At 62.5% G+C, this 18,083-nt stretch carries 16 protein-coding genes and 1 pseudogene; 11 read left to right on the top strand and 6 right to left on the bottom strand.

Annotation, left to right across the window (positions count from 1 at the left end; genetic code table 11):
• Positions 1 to 4: 4 nt before the first annotated feature.
• The 4 genes from F6X62_RS16845 (at position 5) to F6X62_RS16830 (ending at position 5,387) form a co-directional block, all read left to right on the top strand.
• Positions 5 to 895 (top strand): hypothetical protein, encoded by an 891-nt coding sequence (locus tag F6X62_RS16845; RefSeq protein ID WP_054894539.1) that lies wholly within the window; start codon positions 5 to 7, stop codon positions 893 to 895.
• Between the two features lie 20 nt (positions 896 to 915).
• A complete protein-coding gene (gene rplI, locus F6X62_RS16840) occupies positions 916 to 1,362 on the top strand; it encodes a 50S ribosomal protein L9 (protein ID WP_003249568.1) in 447 nt (148 codons plus the stop codon).
• A gap of 112 nt (positions 1,363 to 1,474) precedes the next feature.
• Positions 1,475 to 2,872, top strand: a complete 1,398-nt coding sequence (gene dnaB, locus F6X62_RS16835; RefSeq protein WP_054894540.1) for a replicative DNA helicase — start codon at positions 1,475 to 1,477, stop codon at positions 2,870 to 2,872.
• Positions 2,873 to 3,086: 214 nt separating this feature from the next.
• A complete protein-coding gene (locus tag F6X62_RS16830; protein WP_063546380.1) occupies positions 3,087 to 5,387 on the top strand; it encodes a YgiQ family radical SAM protein in 2,301 nt (766 codons plus the stop codon).
• A 63-nt stretch (positions 5,388 to 5,450) separates the two neighbouring features.
• Here F6X62_RS16830 and F6X62_RS16825 read toward each other — a convergent pair whose 3' ends face one another.
• Positions 5,451 to 6,038: a TIGR00730 family Rossman fold protein gene (locus F6X62_RS16825; RefSeq protein ID WP_054894542.1), complete on the bottom strand. Its 588-nt coding sequence runs from the start codon at positions 6,036 to 6,038 to the stop codon at positions 5,451 to 5,453.
• A 372-nt stretch (positions 6,039 to 6,410) separates the two neighbouring features.
• Between F6X62_RS16825 and azu the strand changes: the two genes are divergently transcribed.
• Positions 6,411 to 6,857 carry an azurin gene (gene azu, locus F6X62_RS16820; protein ID WP_054894543.1) on the top strand — a complete coding sequence of 149 codons (447 nt, stop codon included), beginning with the start codon at positions 6,411 to 6,413 and terminating at the stop codon, positions 6,855 to 6,857.
• Positions 6,858 to 6,968: 111 nt separating this feature from the next.
• Here the strand turns inward: azu and nadE are convergent, their stop codons facing one another.
• Together nadE and pncB are read right to left on the bottom strand one after the other, a co-directional pair.
• Complete coding sequence (gene nadE, locus F6X62_RS16815; RefSeq protein ID WP_153774199.1) at positions 6,969 to 7,796, bottom strand: ammonia-dependent NAD(+) synthetase; 828 nt, start codon at positions 7,794 to 7,796, stop codon at positions 6,969 to 6,971.
• Positions 7,797 to 7,799: 3 nt separating this feature from the next.
• On the bottom strand, positions 7,800 to 9,005 hold the full coding sequence (gene pncB, locus F6X62_RS16810; protein ID WP_054894545.1) for a nicotinate phosphoribosyltransferase: 1,206 nt from the start codon (positions 9,003 to 9,005) through the stop codon (positions 7,800 to 7,802).
• A gap of 470 nt (positions 9,006 to 9,475) precedes the next feature.
• Here pncB and F6X62_RS16805 point away from each other — a divergent pair, with 470 nt between their 5' ends.
• The 6 genes from F6X62_RS16805 (at position 9,476) to F6X62_RS16780 (ending at position 15,936) form a co-directional block, all read left to right on the top strand.
• Entirely contained in the window at positions 9,476 to 10,612 is a 1,137-nt protein-coding gene (locus tag F6X62_RS16805) for a branched-chain amino acid ABC transporter substrate-binding protein (protein ID WP_054894546.1), read from the top strand.
• A 158-nt stretch (positions 10,613 to 10,770) separates the two neighbouring features.
• Complete coding sequence (locus tag F6X62_RS16800; protein WP_054894547.1) at positions 10,771 to 11,685, top strand: branched-chain amino acid ABC transporter permease; 915 nt, start codon at positions 10,771 to 10,773, stop codon at positions 11,683 to 11,685.
• A 2-nt stretch (positions 11,686 to 11,687) separates the two neighbouring features.
• Positions 11,688 to 12,989, top strand: a complete 1,302-nt coding sequence (gene livM, locus F6X62_RS16795) for a high-affinity branched-chain amino acid ABC transporter permease LivM (protein WP_065862458.1) — start codon at positions 11,688 to 11,690, stop codon at positions 12,987 to 12,989.
• Entirely contained in the window at positions 12,986 to 13,861 is an 876-nt protein-coding gene (locus tag F6X62_RS16790; RefSeq protein ID WP_153774198.1) for an ABC transporter ATP-binding protein, read from the top strand. Before livM ends, F6X62_RS16790 begins: the two co-directional genes overlap by 4 nt.
• Entirely contained in the window at positions 13,858 to 14,574 is a 717-nt protein-coding gene (locus F6X62_RS16785; protein ID WP_054894550.1) for an ABC transporter ATP-binding protein, read from the top strand. Before F6X62_RS16790 ends, F6X62_RS16785 begins: the two co-directional genes overlap by 4 nt.
• A 594-nt stretch (positions 14,575 to 15,168) precedes the next feature.
• Complete coding sequence (locus F6X62_RS16780) at positions 15,169 to 15,936, top strand: SDR family oxidoreductase (RefSeq protein WP_153774197.1); 768 nt, start codon at positions 15,169 to 15,171, stop codon at positions 15,934 to 15,936.
• A gap of 53 nt (positions 15,937 to 15,989) precedes the next feature.
• Here F6X62_RS16780 and F6X62_RS16775 read toward each other — a convergent pair whose 3' ends face one another.
• From F6X62_RS16775 to F6X62_RS16765, 3 genes and pseudogenes are all read right to left on the bottom strand, one after another.
• Positions 15,990 to 17,099, bottom strand: coding sequence for an AGE family epimerase/isomerase (locus F6X62_RS16775; RefSeq protein WP_153774196.1), 1,110 nt, complete (start codon positions 17,097 to 17,099; stop codon positions 15,990 to 15,992).
• An 82-nt stretch (positions 17,100 to 17,181) separates the two neighbouring features.
• Positions 17,182 to 17,814: a TetR family transcriptional regulator gene (locus F6X62_RS16770; RefSeq protein WP_054894553.1), complete on the bottom strand. Its 633-nt coding sequence runs from the start codon at positions 17,812 to 17,814 to the stop codon at positions 17,182 to 17,184.
• Positions 17,815 to 17,939: 125 nt separating this feature from the next.
• A pseudogene (locus F6X62_RS16765) lies at positions 17,940 to 18,083 on the bottom strand (phage infection protein); the annotation flags it as partial.

Here is an 18,083-nt window from a genome sequence, read left to right as displayed (position 1 = left end):
AGGCATGCGAGCGTTGGCTGATTTCATCATGCGCGGTCGTGTGCAGGCCACTGTCGTGGTGGCTGGTTGTGCGGCATTGCCGCTGTTGTTCTGGTTGAGTGCCGCCGCCGGGAGCCTGGTGTTCCTGCGGCGTGGTTTCAAGGACGCATCCTCGGTCATCGTGTGGGGCATCTTGCCCGCGCTGGCCTGGTGGATCTTCGGTGAGCCGCGCACCTTGATGGTGCTGCTGGGGACGCTGGGGCTGGCTGCGCTGTTGCGCGCCGGGCACTCCTGGAACCGGGTGCTGTTGTCCAGCATCGCCTTGGGCCTGTTGTACGGTGTCATCCTCGGTTCAGTGTTCCGCGAACCGATCGAAGCTCTGGCGCGAGCGCTTGAAAAAGCCCTGCCGCAGATGCTCGACGGTCTCTACCAGCAGTTGTCGGTAGAGGAGCAGGCACACCTGGGGGCACTCATCGTACCGGTGCTCAACGGCCTGATTGCAGCTTTGCTGCAGGTCGTCAGCGTTCTGGCCCTGATGTTGGGCCGGTACTGGCAGGCCGCGTTGTACAACCCGGGAGGTTTCGGCCGCGAGTTTCAAGCGGTGCGGATTCCCCTGGTGCCGGCACTGGTGCTGCTGGCGTGCATGGTGTTCGGGCCGAACTTCGGTTCCGCCGTCGCCTTGCTTACGCCGCTGTGCAGTGTGCCGCTCATGTTCGCGGGCATTGCCCTGCTGCATGGGCTGGTGGCCCAGAAACGCCTGGCCAGGTTCTGGCTGGTGGGGTTGTACGTGACGCTGGTGCTGTTCATGCAGCTGACCTATCCGTTGCTCGTGGTCTTGGCCATTGTCGACAGCCTGATTGATTTTCGCGGTCGCCACTCCCCCAAGGGGAATGATTCCGCGAACGGTGAAGGTTAAAAGTTAAGAGGTTTTACCAAATGGAACTGATCCTGCTGGAAAAAGTCGCCAACCTGGGCAACCTGGGCGACAAAGTAAAAGTTAAGGCTGGTTACGGCCGTAACTTCCTGCTGCCATTCGGCAAGGCCACCGTTGCCAACGCCGCTAACCTGGCTGCATTCGAAGAGCGTCGTGCAGAGCTGGAAAAAGCCGCTGCCGACAAGAAAGCTTCGGCTGAAAGCCGCGCTGCCCAACTGGCCGAGCTGGAAGTGACCATCACTGCCACCGCTGGCGACGAAGGCAAGCTGTTCGGTTCGATCGGCACCCACGACATCGCTGATGCCCTGACCGCCTCCGGCGTTGAAGTGGCCAAGGCTGAAGTTCGTCTGCCGAACGGCACCATCCGTCAGGTTGGCGAATACGACGTAGCTGTGCACCTGCACAGCGACGTTGAAGCCACCGTACGCGTGGTCGTCGTAGCTGCCTAAGCTGCGCTGACTGACTGGCCCCTTGCGGGCCAGCCGGTTAACATCGGGCACGGTCCTGTTTTTCAGGCCGTGCCCTTTGTCTTTTTGAACCCCCCAGAATTCTTGCGTGGCCATGAACGAGATTACCAATCCCGAACAGCTCGACCTGCAAACCGCTGCCCTGAAGGTGCCGCCGCATTCCATCGAGGCCGAACAGGCTGTGCTCGGTGGCTTGATGCTGGATAACAACGCCTGGGAGCGAGTGCTGGACCAGGTGTCCGATGGTGATTTCTACCGGCATGACCACCGTCTGATTTTCCGTGCCGTGCACAAGCTGGCCGATGCCAACCAGCCGTTCGACGTGGTCACCCTGCACGAGCAGTTGGACAAGGAAGGCCTATCGACCCAGGTCGGTGGCCTGGCGTACCTCGCCGAGCTGGCCAAGAACACTCCGTCGGTGGCCAACATCAAGGCCTACGCCGCGATCATCCGCGAGCGGGCGACGCTGCGCCAATTGATCAGCATCAGTACCGACATCGCCGACAACGCCTTCAACCCTCAAGGGCGCAACGCCGAAGAGATTCTCGACGACGCCGAGCGGCAGATCTTCCAGATCGCCGAGGCGCGGCCCAAGACCGGTGGCCCGGTGGGGGTCAACGAGCTGTTGACCATGGCGATCGACCGTATCGACACCTTGTTCAACTCCGACAGCGACATCACCGGTGTTTCCACCGGCTTTACCGACCTGGACGAGAAGACCAGCGGCCTGCAGCCCGCCGACCTGGTCATCGTCGCCGGCCGTCCGTCGATGGGCAAGACCACCTTCGCCATGAACCTGGTCGAGAACGCAGTGCTGCGCAGCGACAAGGCTGTGCTGGTGTTCTCTCTCGAGATGCCTGGCGAATCGCTGATCATGCGTATGCTCTCGTCGCTGGGTCGCATCGACCAGACCAAGGTCCGCTCCGGCCAGCTCGACGACGATGACTGGCCGCGCCTGACCTCGGCGGTCAATCTGCTCAATGACCGCAAGCTGTTCATCGACGACACCGCCGGTATCAGCCCTTCGGAGATGCGTGCGCGTACCCGCCGCCTGGCGCGTGAGCATGGCGAGATCGCGCTGATCATGGTCGACTACCTGCAGCTGATGCAGATTCCGGGCTCGGCCGGCGACAACCGGACCAACGAGATTTCCGAGATCTCGCGCTCGCTCAAGGCCCTGGCCAAGGAGTTCAACTGCCCGGTCATCGCGCTGTCGCAGCTCAACCGCTCCCTGGAGCAGCGCCCGAACAAGCGCCCGGTCAACTCCGACCTTCGTGAATCCGGAGCGATCGAGCAGGACGCCGACGTGATCATGTTCGTCTACCGTGACGAGGTGTATCACCCCGAGACCGAGCACAAGGGCGTGGCGGAAATCATCATTGGCAAGCAGCGTAACGGTCCGATCGGTTTTGTCCGCCTGGCGTTCATTGGCAAATACACCCGCTTCGAGAACCTGGCGCCGGGCATGTACAACTTCGACGACGACGAATAACCACCCGGAGCTGAATCGGCCCCCTGTGGGAGCGGGTTTACCCGCGAATGCGATGTTGAACCCGCCATCGCATTCGCGGGTAAACCCGCTCCCACAGGGGGCGATGTTTTTCTGGGCGATCACTATGATTCCGACCACCACCGTCGGATTTGGTCAAAATTTGTGCTATATTCCGCGCCCGCGATTTCCCTGCACACCAGAACCGGTCACTGACATGCAAGCAGCCAAACCACTCTACGACTATCCCAAGTACTGGGCCGAATGCTTCGGGCCAGCGCCTTTCCTGCCGATGAGCAGGGAGGAGATGGATCAGCTCGGCTGGGATTCCTGCGACATCATCATCGTGACCGGTGACGCCTACGTCGACCACCCATCGTTCGGCATGGCCATCATCGGCCGCCTGCTGGAAGCCCAGGGCTTTCGCGTCGGTATCATTGCCCAGCCGAACTGGCAGTCCAAAGATGACTTCATGAAGCTCGGCGAGCCGAACCTGTTCTTCGGTGTCGCGGCCGGCAACATGGATTCGATGATCAACCGTTACACCGCCGACAAGAAGGTGCGTTCCGACGACGCCTACACGCCTGGTGGCCTGGCCGGCAGCCGTCCGGACCGCGCCAGCCTGGTGTACAGCCAGCGCTGCAAGGAAGCCTACAAGCACGTGCCGATCGTGCTCGGTGGCATCGAGGCCTCGCTGCGCCGCATCGCCCACTACGACTACTGGCAGGACAAGGTCCGCCACTCGATCCTGGTCGATGCCAGCGCCGATATCCTGCTGTTCGGCAACGCCGAGCGGGCGGTGGTCGAGGTTGCCCAGCGCTTGTCCAACGGCGAGAAGATCGAGTCGATCACCGACGTGCGCGGCACCGCGTTCATCCGCCGGGACACCCCCGAGGGCTGGTACGAGATCGACTCCACCCGCATCGACCGTCCAGGCCGTGTCGACAAGATCATCAACCCCTACGTCAACACCCAGGACACCCAGGCCTGCGCCATCGAGCAGGCCAAGGGCGAGGTGGAAGACCCGAACGAAGCCAAGGTCGTACAGATTCTCGACAGTCCGCGCATGACCCGCGAGAAGTCGGTGATCCGTTTGCCATCGTTCGAGAAGGTACGCAACGACCCGGTGCTCTATGCCCACGCCAACCGCGTGCTGCACCTGGAAACCAACCCAGGCAACGCCCGCGCCCTGGTGCAGAAGCACGGTGAAGTGGACGTGTGGTTCAACCCACCACCCATTCCGATGAGCACCGAGGAAATGGACTACGTGTTCGGCATGCCCTACGCGCGCGTCCCGCACCCGGCCTATGGCAAGGAGCGCATCCCGGCCTACGAGATGATCCGCTTCTCGGTGAACATCATGCGCGGCTGCTTCGGCGGCTGTACCTTCTGCTCGATCACCGAGCACGAAGGCCGGATCATCCAGAACCGCTCCCACGAATCGATCCTGCACGAGATCGAGGAAATGCGCGACAAGGTACCGGGCTTCACCGGCGTGGTCTCTGACCTGGGCGGCCCGACCGCCAACATGTATCGCATCGCCTGCAAGAGCCACGAGATCGAGAAGCACTGCCGCAAGCCGTCATGTGTGTTCCCGGGCATCTGCGAGAACCTCAATACCGACCACAGCTCGCTGATCTCGCTGTATCGCAAGGCGCGTGCGCTGCCGGGGGTAAAGAAGATCCTCATCGCCTCGGGCCTGCGTTACGACCTGGCGGTCGAGTCGCCGGAGTACGTGAAGGAGCTGGTCACCCACCACGTCGGTGGCTACCTCAAGATCGCCCCGGAGCACACCGAGCGTGGTCCGCTGGACAAGATGATGAAGCCGGGTATCGGCAGCTACGACCGCTTCAAGCGCATGTTCGAGAAGTACTCGAAGGAAGCGGGCAAGGAGCAGTACCTGATCCCGTACTTCATCGCTGCGCATCCTGGTACCACCGACGAAGACATGATGAACCTGGCCCTCTGGCTCAAGGGCAACGGTTTCCGCGCCGACCAGGTGCAGGCGTTTTACCCTTCGCCCATGGCGTCGGCCACGGCCATGTACCACTCGGGCAAGAACCCGCTGCGCAAGGTCACCTACAAGAGTGAGGGTGTGGAGATCGTCAAGAGCGACGAGCAGCGCCGCTTGCACAAGGCGTTCCTGCGCTACCACGACCCGAAGGGCTGGCCGATGCTGCGTGAAGCGCTGACCCGCATGGGGCGCGCCGACCTGATCGGCCCGGGCAAGCACCAGTTGATCCCGCTGCACCAGCCGCAGACCGACAGCTACCAGAGCGCGCGTCGCAAGAACTCGACGCCGGCTGGCAGCCACAAGGTGGCCAAGGAGCAGAAGATCCTCACCCAGCACAACGGCCTGCCGCCGCGTGCCAGCGATGGCAGCAAGCCGTGGGACAAGCGCGAGAAGGCCAAGGCCGAGGCATTCGCCCGCAACCAGCAGGCAGCCAAGGAGCGCAAGGAAGCGGCCAAAGGCGGCAAGGGCAACAAGAAGCCGCGCCAGCCAGTGATTCCGCGCTGACCTCCAAGCCCGCAAGGAACATGGTGGGGGCGAAGCGCCGCCCCCACGGGTTCTGTAAAACGATCAATCAGGCTTGTGATCGACCCACTTCGGCGCCACCGGGGCGATGAAGCTGTCCATGCCATCGAGCAGCTCATCCGCCTGCTGACCGAGCAATAGCATCGCCCGGTGCTGCGGCCGCACGAAACCTTCCTCGACGATATGGTCGAGGAAGCCTCCGAGCTTTTCATAGAAGCCATTCACATCCAGCAGCCCCAGCGGCTTGGCGTGATAGCCCAGTTGGCCCCAGGTCCAGACCTCGAACAACTCTTCCAGCGTACCCAGCCCACCGGGCAGGGCGATGAAGGCATCGCTGAGCTCGGCCATGCGTGCCTTGCGGGCATGCATGCCGTCGACCACCTCCAGGCGCGTCAGCCCCTTGTGGCCAACCTCGGCGTCCATCAGGCTCTGCGGGATGATGCCGATGACTTCGCCGCCTGCGGCCATGGCAGCATCGGCGACGATGCCCATGAGGCCGACGGCGCCACCGCCGTAGACCAGGGTCAGGCCGCGGTGGGCGATGGCCTGGCCGAGGGCGATGGCGGCCTCACGATAGGCCGGGTTGGCGCCGATGCTGGCGCCGCAGAAGACACAGACGGAACGTACGGGCATTGCTTATCTCCAGTGCAGTTCACCCGCTGCGCAGGCAGCGGGGCACACAGGGTAAGGCGCAATGGCGCGTGCTCCAAGCGTCGAATTCACTCCGGTCGGGCGAACTCGCAGACCGCAGCACCGGTTGCGCCGCACGCATAGGCAGCCAACAGGCCGCGCATGAAATTTCCGAGATTCATGGCACTTGCTCCTAAATGAGAGGTTGTCCCATCGTCTATCAAGCAGGCATGATGTGCTCTTAGATTGTTTGTATACAATCCATTGAACAATACTACTGGCTGGCTCATTGATGGCCCTTGATTCAAATCAGCAAGGGCCTGGCCGGTTTCAGGCAGTCTCGCAATTGATAAAACCCTGCCAAGGAGATTCACGATGTTTGCGAAAGCTGTAGCGGTATCCCTGCTGACCCTCGCCAGCGCTTCTGTTTTTGCCGCCGACTGCAAGGTGACTGTCGACTCTACCGACCAGATGTCGTTCAACACCAAGGAGTTCACCGTCGACAAGAGCTGCAAGACCGTCGAGATCGAACTGACTCATGGTGGCAGCCTGCCGAAGAACGTCATGGGCCATAACCTGGTGATCAGCAAGACGGCCGACATGCAGGCCATTGCCACCGAGGGCATGACCCAGGGTCTGGACAAGGACTACATCAAGGCTGACAACGCTGCGATCATCGCCCACACCAAGATGATTGGCGCTGGTGAGAAAGACACCATCAAGCTGGACACCTCCAAGCTTGAAGCCGGTGGCGACTACAGCTTCTTCTGCACCTTCCCGGGCCACATCTCGATGATGAAGGGCAAGGTTGTCGTCAAGTAATCAAAGGCTGACGCTGAACCCTGTGGGAGCGGGTTTACCCGCGAATGCGATGTCGAATCTACCGACGCATTCGCGGGTGAACCCGCTCCCACAGGTCTTTCTGCAGCCTGATCAAGGGGCGAACGGCAGTTCGCGCTTGTGCTGGGTCTTGCGGTAGGTGGCGACGATGATGTCGAACGCTGCCTGGTCAACCGGCTGCCCATGCAGGAAGTCATCGATCTGCTGATAGGTCACGCCATGCGACGCCTCGTCCGGCTTGCCTGGTTCCAGGTCTTCCAGATCTGCAGTTGGCACCTTCTCCACCAGCGATTCCGGCGCACCGAAGCTGCGCGCGATCGCCCGCACCTGGTTCTTCACCAGCCCGCTCAGCGGCGCCAGGTCACAGGCACCATCACCGAACTTGGTAAAGAAGCCCATCACCGCCTCGGCGGCGTGGTCGGTGCCGATCACCAGGCCTGCGCGCGCGCCAGCGATGGTGTACTGAGCGACCATGCGGGTGCGCGCCTTGACGTTGCCGACGACGAAGTCGACCAGGGTCGGCGAGCCGTTCTTCAGTTCCGCCACTTCGGCGGCCAGGGCCCTGACAGCCGGGGCGATATCGACGGTGTGCACTTCGTCTGCCTTGATCACCTCCAGGCAGGCCTGGGCGTCGTGCTCGTCGTGCTGCACCTGGTAGGGCAGGCGCACGGCGATGAAGGTGTAGGCCTGGTCGCCGGTCTCGGCGCGCAGTTCATTGACAGCGCGTTGGGCGAGCAGGGCAGCGGTCAGCGAATCGACGCCGCCGCTGATGCCGAGCACCAGGGTCTTGAGCCGGGCGTTGGCCAGGCAGTCCTTGATGAAGGCCACGCGCCGGGCCACTTCCTTCTCGAGCGCGGCGGCATCGGCGAAGGGCGGCTGTACCTTGAGCGCCTGGGCAATCTCTTGCTGAACGGCTTGCATGGGTTACTCCTTGCTAGGGACTTTGAATACGTGACGCAGGTAGGCGACGAAGTTCTCGTCGCGGCATTGGGTCTTGGCGGCTTCGTCGGAAATCTTCGCCACTGGCGATCCGTTGCAGTCGGTCATTTTAAGCACGATGCTCATCGGCGCCACACCCGGAATGTCACAAGTCAGGTTGGTGCCGATGCCGAAGCTGACATTGATGCGACCGCGCAGTGCGCGGAAGATCTGCAGGGTGCGCGGCAGGTCCAGGCCATCGGAGAACACCAGGGTCTTGGTCATCGGATCGATCCCCAGCTTGCGGTAGTGGGCGATGGCCTTTTCCGCCCAGGCCACCGGCTCGCCGGAATCGTGGCGCAGGCCGTCGAAGAGCTTGGCGAAGTACAGGTCGAAGTCGCCGAGGAATGCATCCATGGTGATGCAGTCGGTCAAGGCGATACCGAGCAGCCCGCGGTACTCGCGCACCCAGCAGTCCAGTGCGGCGATCTGGCTGTCGATCAACCGTGGGCCGAGTTGCTGGTGGGCCATGATCCATTCGTGGGCCATGGTGCCAAGTGGCTTGATATCCAGTTTCCATGCCAGGTCGACGTTACTGGTGCCGACGAAGCGTGCCGGGAAGTCATCGCGCATCACCCGCACCACTTCTTCCTGCACGCGGCTCGAGAAGCGTCTGCGGGTGCCGAAGTCGGCGACCTGCAGGGCGCCCAGCTCCTCTTCGCTGGCATTGGCGCGCAACCAGTCGAACTTGCGATGGAGCTGGTCGCGCGCAGCGTTCAGGCGCATCTGCGGATGCAGGTGGCGATTGCGCACTTCACTGATGATCGCCAGCAGCGGCACCTCGAACAGGATCACGTGCAGCCACGGGCCGCGCAGGCGCAGGAACAGCTGGTCGTGCTCGATGCCGATGCGCAGGTAGCGCAGGTTGAAGCGGAACAGGCCGAGAAAGCGCAGGAAGTCGGGCTTGAGGAAGCTGATGCGCTCGAGGAAGGTCAGTTGGCCGTCGTCGAGGGTGAGGTCGGCCAGCCGTTCGATCTGCCGGCGGATTTCGCCCAGATAGGGGCGCAGGTCTTCGCCATTGCGGCAGCGGAATTCCCATTCCACGTCGGCGTCCGGGTAGTTGTGCAGGACGCCCTGCATCATGGTGAGCTTGTAGAAGTCGGTGTCGAGCAGGTTATGCACGATGCGCTCGGCGAATGCGCTCTCGCTCATTTAATGGCTCCAGGGCGGCGATTGGTGCCTATTGTGCCAGCTTCGAGAGGGGGCCAGGGATTTGTGGTGGCCCCTTTGCGGGGAAACGCCGCCTGACTGCGAAAGGCCATCATCGATAAACCACCATTCCCCGTCACAGCGTCTAGCCTTGAAACAGTGCCTGCCTGTAGCAGTCGCGCACCAGCGGTGTGCACTTCGGTGACGTCATGCTGTTACAGGATGGTTGCACGTAAACACTTGCGAGGGTTGCAATGATGGCACCCTGCGGTTGCTCCTTTGTTTTGCGTTCAGTGGCGCCTGCCCTGTGGCAGACGGTTGCACGCTCAATAAAGAAACGACCGCCGGGGGTCTGCAGTGGCCCAGCGGAGTGTGTTTTCCCGGAAGACAAAACCGATGGCACGGCCCTTGCTCAGAGCACAGGGTTGATGAAGTTGTAGTGCCAACTAAAAAAACTCTAGGAGCACCACCTCATGTCGCAGACGTTTTACAAGAAAGGTTTCCTGGCACTGGCCGTGGCTACGGCACTGGGTGTTTCTTCGTATGTACAGGCCGACGTAAAGATCGGCGTAGCGGGCCCGATGACCGGCGCCAACGCAGCGTTTGGCGAGCAATACATGAAGGGCGCCCAGGCGGCAGCCGATGTGGTCAACAAGGCCGGCGGCATCAACGGCGAGAAGATCGTCCTGGTCAAGGGCGATGACGCCTGCGAGCCGAAGCAGGCCGTGGCCGTTGCCAACCGCCTGGTCGATCAGGACAAGGTGATCGGCGTGGTCGGACACTTCTGCTCCTCCAACACCATTCCCGCCTCCGAGGTGTACGACGAAGCGGGCGTCATCGCGATCACCCCCGGGTCGACCAACCCGCAGGTCACCGAGCGTGGCCTGTCGGCCATGTTCCGCATGTGTGGGCGTGACGACCAGCAGGGCATCGTTGCCGGCGACTACATCGTCGATGTGCTCAAGGGCAAGAAGGTCGCGGTCCTGCACGACAAGGACACCTATGGCCAGGGCCTGGCCGATGCGACCAAGGCGCAGCTCGAGAAGCGCGGCGTCAAGCCTGTGCTGTACGAAGGCCTGACCCGTGGCGAGAAGGACTTCAGCGCCGTGGTCACCAAGATCCGCTCCACCGGTGCCGACGTCGTCTACTTCGGCGGCCTGCACCCGGAAGCCGGTCCGCTGGTGCGCCAACTGCGCGAGCAGGGCCTGAAGGACGTCAAGTTCATGTCCGACGACGGTATCGTCACCGACGAACTGGTGGCCACCGCAGGCGGTGCGCAATACACCGACGGCGTGTACATGACCTTTGGTGCCGACCCGCGCCTGCTGCCGGACAGCAAGGCGGTGGTCGAGGAGTTCCGCAAGGCCGGCACCGAGCCTGAAGGCTACACCCTGTACGCCTACGCCTCGATCCAGGCGCTGGCCGCCGCGTTCAACGGCGCCAAGTCGAACAAGGGCGAAGACGCCGCCAAGTGGCTCAAGGCCAATCCGGTCAAGACCGTCATGGGCGAGAAGAAGTGGGACAGCAAGGGCGACCTGACCGTCTCCGACTACGTGGTCTACCAGTGGGATGCCAACGGCAAGTACCACCAGCTGGAAAAACAAAAATAACAACGGCTCGCGGCCCGGGCGCGTTGGCGCACCGGGCCCAGCCCCGCGGTATTTGTACTTTATCCGTAGATCTGCACAGTCCTGCGCGGCGAGGGACGCTCTGCCCTTGCCCTCGCCGTGGTCGGCGCTCGTGCAATCTCAATAGGTGAGATTGCGTTATGGATGGTATTTTCCTGCAGCAACTGATCAATGGGCTGACCCTCGGGTCTGTCTATGGTCTGATCGCCATCGGCTACACAATGGTCTATGGCATCATCGGCATGATCAACTTCGCGCACGGCGAGGTGTATATGATCTCCGCGTATCTCGCGGCGATCAGCCTGGCATTGCTGGCCTACTTCGGTATCGAATCCTTCCCGCTGCTGATGCTTGGCACGCTGTTGTTCACCATTGTCGTCACCGGTGTCTATGGCTTCACCATCGAGCGCATCGCCTACAAGCCACTGCGCAACTCCACCCGCCTGGCTCCGCTGATCAGCGCCATCGGTATCTCGCTGATCCTGCAGAACTACGCGCAGCTCAGCCAGGGGGCGCGCCAGCAAGGCGTACCGACCCTGCTCGAAGGCGCCTGGCGCGTCGATATCGGCACCGGCTTCGTCCAGCTCACCTACACCAAGATCTTCATCCTGGTTGCCGCCTTCGTCGGCATGGGCCTGCTCACCTATGTCATCAAGTACACCAAGCTCGGGCGCATGTGCCGCGCCACCCAGCAGGACCGCAAGATGGCGTCGATCCTCGGGATCAACACCGACCGGGTGATCTCCTATGTGTTCGTCATCGGTGCGGTGATGGCAGCGCTGGCGGGTGTGCTGATCACCATGAACTACGGCACCTTCGACTTCTATGCGGGCTTCATCATCGGCATCAAGGCGTTCACTGCCGCGGTACTCGGGGGCATCGGCTCGCTACCGGGCGCCATGCTCGGCGGGATCATCCTGGGCATTTCCGAGTCGCTGTTCTCTGGGCTGGTCAACTCCGACTACAAGGACGTCTTCAGCTTCTCGCTGTTGGTGATAATCCTCATCTTCCGTCCACAAGGCCTGCTCGGTCGCCCGCTCGTGGCTAAGGTGTGATCATGTCCGTTGCCAATACTGCCTCCACTTCCTCAAGCAAGGGTTTCGACATCAAGCGCAGCCTGATCGAGACCCTCGTCGCCGGCCTGCTGGCGCTCATCGTTTTCGGACCTGTCGTCGGCGTGGTGCTCGACGGCTACAGCTTCAATGCAGAACCCCGGCGCGTGGCCTGGCTGGTCGGCGGGGTGATGATCGGTCGCTTCGTGCTCAGCCTGTTCCTGCAGACAACCACCGGCCAACGCCTGCTGCAAGGTTTCGACAGCGGCGGCTCAGGCGTGCACGTGCTGGCACCCGACTACAAGTCGCGCCTGCGCTACATCATCCCGGCGCTGATCGTCATCGCCATCGTCTTCCCGATCTTTGCCAACAAGTACTTGCTGACCGTAGTCATCCTCGGGCTGATCTATGTGCTGCTGGGCCTGGGCCTGAACATCGTGGTCGGCCTGGCCGGGTTGCTCGACCTGGGTTACGTGGCGTTCTACGCCATTGGCGCCTATGGCCTGGCGCTGGGCTACCAGTACCTGGGGCTGGGCTTCTGGAGCGTGCTACCGCTGGCGGCCATCGCTGCGGCACTGGCCGGATGCATACTGGGCTTCCCGGTGTTGCGCATGCATGGCGACTACCTGGCGATCGTGACCCTGGGCTTCGGTGAGATCATCCGCCTGGTGCTGAACAACTGGCTGTCGTTCACCGGTGGCCCGAACGGCATGCCGGCGCCGTCGCCGACCTTCTTCGGGCTGGAGTTCGGCCGTCGGGCGAAGGATGGCGGGGTGCCGTTCCACGAGTTCTTCGGTATCGAATACAACGCCAACTACAAGTTCCTGTTCATCTACATCGTGCTGTTCCTGGTGGTATTGGCGGTGCTCTACATCAAGCACCGGCTCACGCGCATGCCGGTCGGCCGCGCCTGGGAGGCGCTGCGCGAAGACGAGATCGCCTGCCGTTCGATGGGCCTGAACCACGTGCTGGTCAAGCTTTCGGCCTTCACCCTTGGCGCGTCTACTGCCGGTCTTGCCGGGGTGTTCTTCGCCACTTACCAGGGCTTCGTCAACCCGTCCTCGTTCACCTTCTTCGAATCGGCGTTGATCCTGGCCATCGTCGTGCTGGGCGGGATGGGCTCGACCGTGGGCGTGGTGATCGCCGCCTTCGTGCTGACCGTGGCGCCGGAGCTGCTGCGCAGCTTCTCCGAGTACCGCGTGCTGCTGTTCGGTGTGCTGATGGTGCTGATGATGATCTGGCGACCGCGAGGGCTGATCCGCATCAGCCGCACTGGCGTAGTCCCACGTAAAGGAGTGGCGCCATGAGCGACGAAATCATTCTCTCGGTCGACAACCTGATGATGCAGTTCGGCGGCATCAAGGCGCTCAGCGACGTCAGCCTGAAGGTCAAGCGCAACCAGATCTTCGCCCTGATCGGCCCCAACGGCGCCGGCAAGACCACGGTGTTCAACTGCCTGACCGGCTTCTACAAGGCCAGCGGTGGGCGTATCGAGCTGAACGTGCGTGGCAGCCAGACCAACGTCATCCAACTGCTGGGCGAACGCTTCGAGGCGACGGATTTCGTTTCGCCGACACGCTTCGCCAATCGTCTGTACTACAAGATGTTCGGTGGTACCCATCTGGTGAACCGCGCGGGCCTTGCGCGCACCTTCCAGAACATTCGCCTGTTCAAGGAAATGTCGGTGGTGGAAAACCTGCTGGTGGCCCAGCACATGTGGGTCAACCGCAGCCTGCTGGCCGGGGTGCTCAACACCAAGGGGTATCGCCAGGCCGAAAGCGACGCGCTGGACCACGCGTTCTACTGGTTGGAGGTGGTCGATCTGGTCGATTGCGCCAACCGCCTGGCTGGCGAGTTGTCGTACGGTCAGCAGCGTCGGCTGGAGATCGCCCGGGCGATGTGCACGCGGCCGAAGATCATCTGCCTGGACGAGCCGGCCGCCGGTCTCAACCCGCAGGAGACCGAGGCCCTGAGCCGCATGATCCGTGTGCTGCGCGACGAACACGACATCACCGTGGTGCTGATCGAGCACGACATGGGCATGGTCATGAGCATTTCCGATCACATCGTCGTGCTCGACCACGGCAATGTGATCGCCGAAGGCGCCCCGCAGGACATCCGCAACAACCCGACGGTGATCGCCGCCTACCTGGGTGCCGACGAAGAGGAACTGATATGAGTGCACCCATTCTCGAGCTCAAGGACCTGGATGTGTTCTACGGGCCGATCCAGGCGCTGAAGAAGGTCTCGATGCACATCGAGGAGGGCGAGACGGTCAGCCTGATCGGTGCCAACGGCGCGGGCAAGTCCACGCTGCTGATGTCGATCTTCGGCCAACCGCGGGCAGCTTCCGGGCAGATCCTCTACCGTGGCACTGACATTACCCGCAAGTCGTCGCACTACATCGCCTCCAACGGCATCGCCCAGTCACCGGAAGGGCGGCGGGTGTTCCCCGACATGACCGTCGAGGAGAACCTGATGATGGGCACCATCCCCATCGGCGACAAGCATGCCGACGAAGACATGCAGCGCATGTACGAGCTGTTCCCGCGTCTCAAGGAGCGACGCAACCAGCGGGCCATGACCATGTCCGGCGGCGAGCAGCAGATGCTGGCCATCGCCCGCGCCTTGATGAGCCGGCCCAAGCTGCTGTTGCTGGACGAGCCGTCGCTGGGGTTGGCGCCGATCGTGGTCAAGCAGATCTTCTCGACCCTGCGCGAGCTGGCCAAGACCGGCATGACCATTTTCCTGGTCGAGCAGAACGCCAACCATGCGCTGAAACTGTCGGACCGGGCCTATGTGATGGTCAACGGGCAGATCCGCATGACCGGGACCGGGCAGGAGTTGCTGGTCAACGAAGAGGTGCGTAGCGCCTATCTGGGCGGGCATTGAGGTGTGGCAGGGGCTGCTTTGCGGCCCCGGTCGCCAATGTGGACAACTTGTCGCACATCCCGCCTGAACCACCGTAGATTCCCTGCATAACCCCTTGTTTCCACAGGCACGATGTTTTCCACGATTAATGTGGAACCGCCTGTGGAAAACATGGTGGCATGTCGCTGGACCCCACGTATCCAAAGGCCTGCATGGCGTTGGTCAATGTTTGATCAGTCAAGCGTTGTGCACAATTACGTCGCGCTTTTGCCCATGAATCGCGGCTCGGAATCGCTGTTGCCTCTCTGTGGATAAGTCTGTGCGCAACCCTTGGACAGACCGCTGGACACGGCATGGTTGAAAGCGTTGCGCCATCACCTGAGCGGTCTGAAAGAGTTTATCCAGGTCAAAGGGTTCCCTTTGCCCGACGAGTTGCCCCCAATCCATGGGGAAAGCCTTGTGGATAAGATGCGTATAGCCTGCACCAGCCCTTGTGCTGCAAGGCTTTTGAGGCGTTGCCTGTTTTTTGACCAGTACCGACAACGGCTTGCTGCCAGCGTGCGCCGCGGGCATGCTGCAAGGCCTGCGACGACCCCTACAGCGAAGGAGAACAGCATGACGTCCACCGTATTCATCACAGGTGCCACTTCCGGTTTCGGTGAAGCCACTGCCCGTCGTTTCGCCGACGCAGGCTGGAAGCTGGTGCTCACCGGTCGCCGCAAGGAGCGCCTGGATGCCCTGTGCGCCGAGCTGTCTGCCAAGACCGAGGTGCTTGGCCTGGTGGTCGATGTGCGCGACCGCAAGGCGATGGAGGCGGCCATTGCCAGCCTGCCGCCGGCCTTCGAGAAGTTGCAGGGCCTGGTCAACAACGCAGGGCTGGCCCTGGGCGCCGACCCTGCACCGCAGTGCGACCTGGACGACTGGGAAACCATGGTCGATACCAACATCAAGGGCCTGATGTACACCACCCGCCTGCTGTTGCCGCGCCTGATCGCCCATGGCCGTGGCGCAAGCATCCTCAATGTGGGTTCGGTGGCGGGCAACTATCCCTATCCGGGCAGCCATGTGTATGGCGGCACCAAGGCCTTTGTCGGGCAGTTCTCGCTGAGCCTGCGCTGCGACCTGCGCGGCACCGGAGTTCGGGTGACCAACATCGAGCCGGGGCTGTGCGAAAGCGAGTTCTCGCTGGTGCGCTTCGGTGGCGACCAGTCGCGCTACGACGCTACCTACGCGGGCGCCGAGCCGATCCAGCCGCAGGACATCGCCGATACCATCTTCTGGGTACTCAACCAGCCGGCGCACATCAACATCAACAACCTTGAGCTGATGCCGGTAAGTCAGGACTGGGCTGGGTTCTCGATCGACCGTTCGGCCAAGGGCTGAAAACGGTCCACGCCAGCCCTTGCAGGAGCGGCGGTTCGGCGCCCCTACATCAATCAGAGCAGGCGTTGCAGGCCTTCGAGGCAGGTGGCCAGGTGGTAGGGCGTGGTGGATGGCATGTCGTGTCGGCTGACCGCGCCCTGGCCGTCGCGGCATTCGTGCCAGCCGCCGGCATGCAGGAAGTTGTCTTCGAGGGCTTTGAGCTGGGTCATCAGCTTCGCCTCGTTGCCTGGCTTCAATGCCAGCGCCCGCAGATATTCAGCCTGGGCCCAGATCCGCTGGGTCGCATCGATCACCTTGCCGTCCACATCCAGCGAAGCGAGCACCGCCGCGTCCTTCACGCCGCAGCGCTCGGCGTACTCGAATGCCCGACTGATCGATGCATGCAAGGGTGTACCGCGCAGCAGTGGCGAGGTGTCGAGCAGGTAGAACCATTCGAACTGATGCCCAGGCTCGAACCAGTTATCCACAGCACCGCGGGGTTTCTCCAGCATCACGCCGTGGGCCGGATCGATGAACTGCGCCTGCAGGGCTGTGCATAACTGCAGCAGAGCCGCTTGCGCGGCATCGTCCTGGCGCACGGCCAGGGTCTGCAGGAAGGCTTCGGCCAGGTGCATCTGCGGGTTCTGCAGCGGGCCGCTGCCAAGGTCGGACCAGTCTTCGCCCAGCACGGCTTCGTACAGGCCATCATCCCGGGCGAACTGCTCCTCGATGATTTCCAGGGCCGCGTTCAGTGCCGACTCGACCAGTCCTTCGCGGACCTTGCCCCAGTAGTGGGCGCAGGCGAAGACGATGAAGGCGTGGGTGTAGAGGTCCTTGCGTCGGTCCAGTGGCTTGCCGTCGGCATCGATGCTGTAGAACCAGCCGCCGTGCTCGGCGTCGTGAAAATGCCGCTGCAGTGAGCGGAACAGCGCTGCAGCACGCTCGGCGGCACCGGGTTGCTCGATGCGGTTGCTGAACAGGTACAACTGGCGTGCGCAGGCCATGGCGCGGTAACGCTGCACCGGCAGCGGCTGGTGTTTGGCGTCGAGGGCTTCGAAGGGCAGGGCCATGTCGGCGTTCCAACCGGGACCTTGCCACAAGGGCACGATGCGCTCGGCGAAATGTTCGCGCACAGAAGCCAGGCAGGTACTCAGCTCGGACGGGGTAGGGCGGGGGTTGGACATGAAGGCGCTCGTCGCAATCGGGCAGGGCGCCATGGTAGCAGAACTGGTGAAGGGGTTGATTGTGCCGGCCGCTTCGCGGGCTTCAGCCCGGATTCCCCAACCCCTGCCAATGCCGCGCCCCGACGAAGATGAAGCGCAGTTGCTGGGTGATCTTGTCCTGCGCGGTCAGCGCCTGTGGGCAAGCCGGATCAGGGCTGTCGATCAGCTCTGGCAGGGTGGCGAACACGGTCTTGACCACCAGGTCGGCCATCACCCCGAGGGCGGCGCTGTCCAGATGCTGCCAGCGGGTCATGCGTGCAAGGTCGGTGGCCAGGTCAGAGCTGATATCCCGGCGCAGTCGGGCGATGGCCTGGCGCACGGGCTGCGAGCCGCCGTACTGTTCACGGGCGAGGAACAGGAACTGGGCGCGGTGAGCCGCTACCACATCGAGGAAGATACGTACCGAGGCGTCGGTGATGCCACCGAGTTCGAATTCGTTGTGGCGCACCAGGCGAATGGTCTGGCGGAAGGTGGCATCGACCTCGGCGACTAGCGCCAGGCCCAAGGCATCCATATCGGGGAAATGCCGGTAGAAACCGGTGGGGACGATACCGGCCGCCTTGGCCACTTCGCGCAGACTGATGCTGCCGAAGCCCCGGCCACTCTCCATGAGCTGGCAGGCGGCGTCGAGCAAGGCCTGGCGGGTCTGTTGCTTCTGTTCGGCACGCGGCAGCATGGGGCTCTGGATTCTGTGACTGTACGGCTTGGCACTCTAGATAAAAAAACGAAGCCCGGTCAATGGACCGGGCTTTGGAGGGGAGCAAGCGCTGTATGTCGAGTTGTCGTTATCAGCCATGGGCATCAGCTCACGCGGCGGATTTCGACCAGACGATCCGAGCCGCCTTCGGCTACGCGGTTGTTGCGTTCGATCAGGCGGTCCGAGCCACCTTCGGCAACGCGGTTGTTGCGTTCGATCAGACGGTCCGAGCCACCTTCGGCAACGCG

This window comes from Pseudomonas sp. MNR3A (genome assembly GCF_009650575.1).
Taxonomy (GTDB): Bacteria; Pseudomonadota; Gammaproteobacteria; order Pseudomonadales; family Pseudomonadaceae; genus Aquipseudomonas; species Aquipseudomonas machongensis.
The sequence above is the reverse complement of the archived record's forward strand: the minus strand, read 5'-3'. Positions and strand labels throughout refer to the sequence as shown.